The sequence below is a fragment of the Bacillus stratosphericus genome, from assembly GCF_020524495.1.
Taxonomy (GTDB): Bacteria; Bacillota; Bacilli; order Bacillales; family Bacillaceae; genus Bacillus; species Bacillus stratosphericus_B.
The window spans coordinates 25,778-33,284 of the sequence record NZ_JAIVLB010000031.1; the positions used below are offsets into that span (position 1 = coordinate 25,778).

Genomic DNA, 7,507 nt, shown 5'->3' on the forward strand with positions numbered 1-7,507 from the left:
CAAAAGAAATACACTATAATAAAAATTCAATTACTGCAGCCAACAATAACAATACTGTCCCAAAAATGAAATTTTTGATGACTGTATAAATATCTATCCAAAAGTCAAACTTGTTACCAACAACAAAATATTTTAAAAATAAACTCACTGGATAAATACCAATTTTATAGAAAAAATAGATTGCAGGAAGCTCAATCACTCCATGCAAAATATGATAAAGAATGTATCCAACATCATGACCTAACAATAGAGCTCCCTTCATTGTCACTCCAAGCAAGTATGCATTTGTAGCGATGAGAAAGGTAGTGAGTAAGCCTGCTGTAACGACGCCAACGACAAGAACCATACAGTATAAAAAATTGTTAGTAAAATAAAGGTACACACTATCCTCTACATACATGACATCCGAGGGTGCTTTTTTAGTTAATATAAAACCAATAACACCGAATACTACATGAAGAATTATGAAAAAAATGGACACTGCTGAAAGTCTAATTTTATTTATAAACAAGTTCTTCATAATGATCCTCTAAATAAAATACCTTATCACATATCTCTCTTAAAGTTTCGATCTGATGTGTTGAAAATACAATGGAACAGTGTTTGCTTGTAAGTTCTTTAAATTTTTCAATGATCACTTTTTGACTTTTCTCATCAATACCTGTAAGTGGTTCATCTAATAATAAATAATGAATATCTTCATTGATGAGTGCGGCACAAAGCGCCAATTTTTGTTTCATTCCGTGTGAATAATGTTTGATCAATTTATCCTTATTCGGATATAGAGTATAGTCCTCTAAAATACCATGAATCTTTGAAACATCTTTTTTCTTAAAAACAGATTGTATAAATACAAGATATTCATATCCAGTTAAATATTCATACGACCTAGGGACGTCAGGCACGAACACTACATTTTCCTCGGTCTCTTTCATAATATCACCACTATCTAACTCGTAAATACCTGCTATACACTTTAATAATGTAGATTTACCTGAGCCATTAGAACCAACTATCGCAACAATCTCGCCTGGCATTAACTCTAAATTGATCTTCTCAAAGATCAAACTGTTTCCATAACTAAAAGATGCTTCCTTAACTTGCATTTTTAATCACATCCTTCACTTTGGTATTTCTCAAATACAAGACCGCGACGACGATAATCGAAGACTGAATAACAATTAAAGTCACTATGTACTTTCCTAAATGAAAAAGCATATCCAGATTAAAAATTTCCATAATAAAAATAAAGGAAAGCAAAATAGAGATTATGTACAAATAAACATTTTCAAACATGACTGCTTTACTTGAGTTTCCTATTTCATAATCACTCTCAGGATTTATTTTCGGAAAGAGTATTGCACCAATGGTAGCAGCTAGCCCCATGTTGATAAATACAAAAACAATTAAAAGAGCAACGCCAGTAATGATTGGATAAGGAATATGTAAGATGATCATTGTGATGACACTAAAGATTACTGGTATCCCAGATAAAATCATATACAAGTAAACTTTCTGTATTAAGATTTCATTTAAAGAAATGTTCCATGCAGTATTGGGTGGCAATGCAAAAAATTCAATATCAGGGCTAATGACCTTTTTTAAGTAATCGGTTATAAAATTTGAAAAAGCCACAGATATAAATATGATGGATAGTATAACATAAGAATTATTCTTTAAAAATAAATTAACTAACATTGGAACAGTTGCTAACGAACATACATGTAGAACATATAAATATTTTAAGAACTTGAGTTTATTGTGGTAAGTCCTTTTTACAAGTAAGATATCTTTGTTAAAGAAAATCAACTTTTTAAATCCTAGCCTGTGCTGAACAACAGCTTCTTTTGTATTTACTTCTTCTTTACCAATTTTCCGAATCACCTTATGATAGTGAAGCATCATAGACAGAATAAATAGAACCGAACAGACGATTAACAGTTCTGTCAAGATGTTGAATATATCAAATTGAAAATGACTATAGATTTGTATTATTTCCGACTTAAAAAGATGTAAAATTGATAACAATACGATATAGACAGTAAAACATACTAAAATGAGCTTTAAAAGTCGCACATTTTGGCCAAGTCCTTTTTGGAAGTAGCTTCTATAAAATTGATAGGAAGAAAAGTTCATCACTGTTAAGATTATTAATATAACTAATAACAACAAAGAAATAATCACTATTGGATTTCCAATCATGAACATAGGCAAAAAAAACATCAAGAAAAATTTCAACACAGTTTTACCAAAAAAATAAAAATAAATATGTCGATAAATTTTTCTGTATGATTCTGTTCTTTTCACAACTATATTTTGATGTAAAGTGTAAACTAAATAATTTTTTATAGGGAAATCTCTCGCATCAATTATTGCTAAGAAACAACATATGGTACTTATTAGAGAAATGTCTAATAGTCGAGCTTTTAAAACAAAAAATAAGCTTATGCCTATTGCAGGGTAAATGATGAAGAAACTTAAAAATAGAAATAAATATGTAGCATGACCGAACCATTGTGGTAATGATGCTTCATCTATTTTCTTTCTAAGATACATTTTTTGAAATAGTAAAGCTAATCTCATATAATATCACCTAATATATAGTAATAGGGGGAGAAGACAAAGATTAGTAGTTAATTACTGCTTTTCTCCCCTGTGCTTTTGCTATTGCCTTTAGTGCCCCAATAGCACCAGCTAAAGCAAGCCCTACGCCTGTAGCTGCACCGACAACACCAATAATAGTTGCGATTGTTCCGCCTGCCATAATAAGATCTGCAATTGTTTTAGCTGTACTTATTTCAATACCAAGCTTTGCTACTAAAAAGTTCTGATTAACACTCATAAAAGCAACAGAAGTTACAGCAATTGTTGCGATTAGTGACATAAAGCCAAAACCAAATAACTTTTTCATAAGTATTCCCCTTTTCTTTTAATTATTTTCTCCCCCTTTTTATATTTTGTCATAAAAATTGTATAACTTCAACATTCTTTACAATTTAAATAAAAATAGTTAAATGATCCCATTGTTATATGAATTTAAAATAATAATAAAGACTGCATTTACAATAAGAGAAACTGTGAAAAATATAGTACTAGGTTCAGCTCACAGTATCCTTTTATAATACTGAAATGGTATGTGTGTTTCACACTATAAAAGGAATTAGAGGTAATAATATGAAAATAAGTAACATTATTGTCACATCTTTGTTGTCAGCATCTGTATTATTCACTGGGCTTGGTTTGGAAGGGAAAGCGATAGCAAAAGATGTATTTCCTTCTATGAATGATAAAAGAGTCAAAAAAGAAGTAGCTGAGATGAAAGCAGAAGGAGTAACCTCTAAGCAAATTAAAGAGCTTTATGAAATGAGTAAAAAAGAATATAGCTCTGTATCTACGGAAGAAAAAGCAGAAGCACTGTACAAAGAGTCAAAGAAAGATATTAACCAATATATTAAAAATGGCGTGATCGACGAGTATCTGCCTAAGTACAACGAAGAGAGAGAAAAGAGGAGCGTAAACGCCAAGAGTAAGAGCAAGAGCAAGAGCAAGAGCCTAGGAACTAAAGGCGATGTATTGGTGAGTTACGACTCAGGTAGTTCTGTAATTGGACTTGGACATGCCGCAATTGTCTCTACTGAAAAAAAACAGACAGTAGAGTCTTGGCATAAGAATTGGAGTCCGATTAAACAGCATGGAGTCAGAAAATACAATAATACATGGCGTACTAGAAAGAAGGTTTATGGGCTTTGGGTGAAGAAGTCTAATAACAAGAAGTATATTAATGCGGCTAAATATGCTGAGAAACAAGCTAAAGAGAAGAAGCCATACAATATGAACTGGCTTGATAAGAAAACTACAAAAAAATTCTATTGTTCTCAATTGGCTTGGAGAGCTTGGAAGAATCAAGGTCACGATATTGACAATATAAAATTTGATACAGTCGTATCGCCAATGGAATTAGTTAACTCTAACAACACGAAGGTTTTTTATCATAAAAAGTAAGAGGTTAAGCAGTCGGGGTGTCCCGATTGCTTTGCTTGTTTAAAATTGAAAGGAGATGATTGAATGAATTATTTTAAAATACTTGTATCCATTTGTATCATAGCAATAATTTGTTCAGCATGTTCACAGAGGCAGGATGCAGTAGTAGACTCTCCTAAAAAAGAGTTGAGCGATATGGAAGACAGTAAATTTGCTGTAATTTACTCAAAAATGATGGATAGGGGATGCGAGATAGTAAACTATAACAATACGGGGAGTAAGCTATCAAGCGTGTCATTAAAAGACTGCGTGGGATTTACTTCGTCTACTCAGAGTGATAATAATATGTACTTCTCATCTAATAGGTCTAATTATCATGTGTCTCTAAATAAAAAGACAGGTAGGGTAGAGCCTTTGAATACAAAATCACTTTCAAAATCTACAGAAGACGAGGGAGCATTCTTTATTAACTACTCTAATGGGTATGTTTTACACGACATTAACGTGGGTTTTACAGAGGATGGCTTAGTAGGCGAATTAGTATATTGGAATGAAGATAACAACGACAAAAATCAAGTTGAATTAGATGGAGAATTAACAACAGCTATATTTGAAGACAAAAAAATCTATGCCATTCTCAGCAATGATGAAAGTGTCACAGTATCTTCAATAGACCCTAAAACTCATAAAGAAAAACGAAAAAAGATAGACGTCGAATCAGTCTTTTTTCCTGACAACAATGAATCTTTGAAGTCATTAAACAATGAAAAATTAATTCTTGCCGTAAACGATGGTGTTGACAGTAAGGAAGAATCAATGTTGGTTGTACTCGACAAAAAAACTCTCGATACAAAAAGAGAGATCGTAATGGACAAGGGATTCACTATCTACAAGACCAGTGTAGACAATGATAAAGTCACAATAGTTTCCTATGAAGGTGAAGTAAAAATGTTTAACAGAGACTTCAAAGAGATATTATCTGAAAAAATTCCACTTAATTTTAAATCAGATGACGAACGTTTAGAAGAGGTCAAGATTTTAGACGGCAAGATTTATGCATTGGTAAGAATGTTTGATAGAGATAAGGATGGAGTTATTGGCAGAATTATTGAATATAATATTGAAAGCAAAGACTCTAAAGAGATATCGCTAAAATCTGATAGAGATTGGGAAATGACGAGCTTGGAAGTCATAAAATAACTGGTGAGGAGAGTGGAGTATATTAGCTTACATTATCTTCAACCCATGGCTCTTGTGTTATTCACATTGCCATTATTGTATTTGGCTTGGGGGATTATCGGCTATTTAATCTTTAAGAAGGTCTATGTGGTACTAATTATCACATTTATCACATCGACCATCTTCATATTTGCATACACTGGGTTCGACATGTCTAATATGTACTGGGTAGTGACTGTCACCTTTCTATGTATGTGTACCTCTGTCATAACAAAAATTATACGATATATTTTAAATCGTATTGCTCAGTGATTCTTTTAATTGGGAGGAGGAATTTTGGGTAAAGAAGAATTGTATTGTCAATTAATGCACATGAAAAATGCGATTGTGGCTTTGCACGATCATTTAGCACCTGAATTTAGAACAAGAGATTTAGCTCTTCTAAAGTATAGTTTTACTGAAAAGCAGATTTCTGAATTAGATGATTATTTCATGAAGATCACTATGGAAAAGTCTAAAGTCAGCAAAGAAGACTTTAGAAAAAAGCTTGCTGAAATAAAAGGTCTTCCTCACTTGACTAATGAAGTTTCTGAAGATGTTTTATTGTCTTATAAAGCTGATGATCTACATACTAAATTCATCAACAACATATTAAAGTGAACAGACTGAAGGCCTGTTTTTTTGTTTCTGAATATCATTGAATTTGCTGATACTTTTTGATTGCGGTGTCCGAAAGCATTTTTTATTTTTCATTGTTTCGTTTTGAGGAACATTTCTGTGTTCCTTAACTGTGGAGGTGCTTTGATGATCATTGCATGTGGTTTTTCAGAAACGGAAAGATGCCGTCCGGTGCTGTTCGTTCATGATTCCAGCCAGCCCCTCAAAAAATTCGGGGCTTTCGCCGGAGCGTGAAAAGGCATTTTTTCAATCGAACTTGGCGTTTTCTTCAGGAGCGCTACGGAAAAAATCGAATCATTGGAAAATGATATTGATGTGTTTTTTTAAAATGCATTTAAATACAGAAAAACATGTTTTGAAAATAAATTTCCAAATATAGAACCCACATCAGTGTTCTTTCTTGGTTATATTAAAGAAGAAAATTAATAGGATTCATCTGATGATGATTACATAGGGATGTCAATAGGTGGGAGTATAAAGGTTAGAGCGGAATCTCCTGTTGCGGAGAATGTCCTTTTTAATGAAAAGGACGGTTTATCGCGAACGTTTGTTATGGAAACTAAAGAAGCTTATGATAAAGCAAATGCATTTTTAGCGAAATCTCAACCGCAGATTACTGTAATGGCAAAGAAGAAGAAAAACTGTGGAGGAGTCAATCGTTATGATGGGAACAGAGTAGCAGGTACAGTGTATATTGATTCTTGTAGAGCTAATAAGATGGCTGCTATTATAAATGCTGGCGGTACTGGGATTAAGGTTAAAGTTTTAAGAAATCCTATTAATGGTAAAATGTATCCTTATTGGATAAAACCACAATAATTTAAGTGGAGGGATATATATGCGATTGTTAAAAATATCTCTACTTTTAATTTCTATGTTAGTTATTTCAATTAGTATTTATACAATCTTTTTTGATTCATCTGGCTCAACTGCTTATTTTGCTTCTCCCTTGATTGGCTTAATGTTAATAATAATAATAGCTATATTGTCATGTGTGTTCTATTTCCAAAATTGTCAACACTTTTTTTGTTTCAATGGATTCTTTCAAAGCGAGCATGAGATTTTCATCTCGCTTTTTTTGCTGTTCTTCAAATCATTCTAGCTGTTTATGGTGTGTTTTATAAATACTTAAGAGGTTAAGGAGAGTAATAAAATGTATTTATTCTTATTCACTTTAATTTACTGTGTGTTAACACAGATTTTTAATTTGTCCTATGAGATTTCTTTTGGGGTGTATCTTATTGGTTTAGGTCTGATAAAAGGACTTTCCAGTGGGGAAATTAAAGATATCTTTAATTTCAAGAAGACAAGGGACGTGTACAAAGAAAACAGATTCATAGATTCTTTAATGGAATTGCTCTCTTTGATATTAATCTTTATTAATACATACATAATTGATTATGAACCATTCTCTCCCTTTGAGTTTGTTTATACTTTTATCCTAATTGTACTTCTATACAGATTCCTATTTTGGGGAATCATAAGAGAGTCGAAAAAATGGTTTCATAAAGAATCATAAGAGACGTTGTAGTATTGACTTATAAAAATCACTCAGACCGTAGACAAACCCCACCTTTACTTCAAGTAAAAGTGGGGTTTTCACTTATTTTGATAAAATTTATCAGTTGTCTTACGCTGGACATGGTCCTTTCCATGTCCAGTTTGCTAG

At 32.3% G+C, this 7,507-nt stretch carries 9 protein-coding genes and 1 pseudogene; 5 read left to right on the forward strand and 5 right to left on the reverse strand.

From position 1 onward, the window contains the following. Positions 1-13 precede the first annotated feature (13 nt). The 4 genes from LC033_RS12480 to LC033_RS12495 are packed head-to-tail and all read right to left on the reverse strand — an operon-like array spanning position 14 to position 2,911. Positions 14-520, reverse strand: a complete 507-nt coding sequence (locus LC033_RS12480) for a stage II sporulation protein M (RefSeq protein WP_226568892.1) — start codon at positions 518-520, stop codon at positions 14-16. Beyond that, a complete protein-coding gene (locus tag LC033_RS12485) occupies positions 498-1,106 on the reverse strand; it encodes an ATP-binding cassette domain-containing protein (RefSeq protein WP_226568894.1) in 609 nt (202 codons plus the stop codon). The genes LC033_RS12480 and LC033_RS12485 overlap by 23 nt, the downstream gene beginning before the upstream one ends. Next, positions 1,096-2,583 carry a hypothetical protein gene (locus LC033_RS12490; protein ID WP_226568896.1) on the reverse strand — a complete coding sequence of 496 codons (1,488 nt, stop codon included), beginning with the start codon at positions 2,581-2,583 and terminating at the stop codon, positions 1,096-1,098. The genes LC033_RS12485 and LC033_RS12490 overlap by 11 nt, the downstream gene beginning before the upstream one ends. A gap of 43 nt (positions 2,584-2,626) precedes the next feature. Beyond that, the gene (locus LC033_RS12495; RefSeq protein ID WP_226568898.1) at positions 2,627-2,911 is read right to left on the reverse strand and encodes an uberolysin/carnocyclin family circular bacteriocin; all 285 of its coding nucleotides are present in this window, start codon (positions 2,909-2,911) and stop codon (positions 2,627-2,629) included. Between the two features lie 263 nt (positions 2,912-3,174). Between LC033_RS12495 and LC033_RS12500 the strand changes: the two genes are divergently transcribed. From LC033_RS12500 to LC033_RS12520, 5 genes are all read left to right on the forward strand, one after another. After that, entirely contained in the window at positions 3,175-4,002 is an 828-nt protein-coding gene (locus LC033_RS12500) for a septation ring formation regulator EzrA (protein WP_226568900.1), read from the forward strand. Positions 4,003-4,065: 63 nt separating this feature from the next. Further along, positions 4,066-5,181: a hypothetical protein gene (locus LC033_RS12505; RefSeq protein WP_226568902.1), complete on the forward strand. Its 1,116-nt coding sequence runs from the start codon at positions 4,066-4,068 to the stop codon at positions 5,179-5,181. A 45-nt stretch (positions 5,182-5,226) separates the two neighbouring features. Continuing rightward, positions 5,227-5,472, forward strand: coding sequence for a DUF2651 family protein (locus LC033_RS17610; RefSeq protein WP_226568917.1), 246 nt, complete (start codon positions 5,227-5,229; stop codon positions 5,470-5,472). Between the two features lie 24 nt (positions 5,473-5,496). Then, positions 5,497-5,820 carry a hypothetical protein gene (locus LC033_RS12515; protein WP_226568904.1) on the forward strand — a complete coding sequence of 108 codons (324 nt, stop codon included), beginning with the start codon at positions 5,497-5,499 and terminating at the stop codon, positions 5,818-5,820. A gap of 474 nt (positions 5,821-6,294) precedes the next feature. Next, the gene (locus LC033_RS12520) at positions 6,295-6,657 is read left to right on the forward strand and encodes a hypothetical protein (protein ID WP_226568906.1); all 363 of its coding nucleotides are present in this window, start codon (positions 6,295-6,297) and stop codon (positions 6,655-6,657) included. Between the two features lie 169 nt (positions 6,658-6,826). Here the strand turns inward: LC033_RS12520 and LC033_RS17325 are convergent. Then, positions 6,827-6,913 (reverse strand): annotated as a pseudogene (locus LC033_RS17325) (DUF3967 domain-containing protein); the annotation flags it as partial. Positions 6,914-7,507 lie beyond the last annotated feature (594 nt).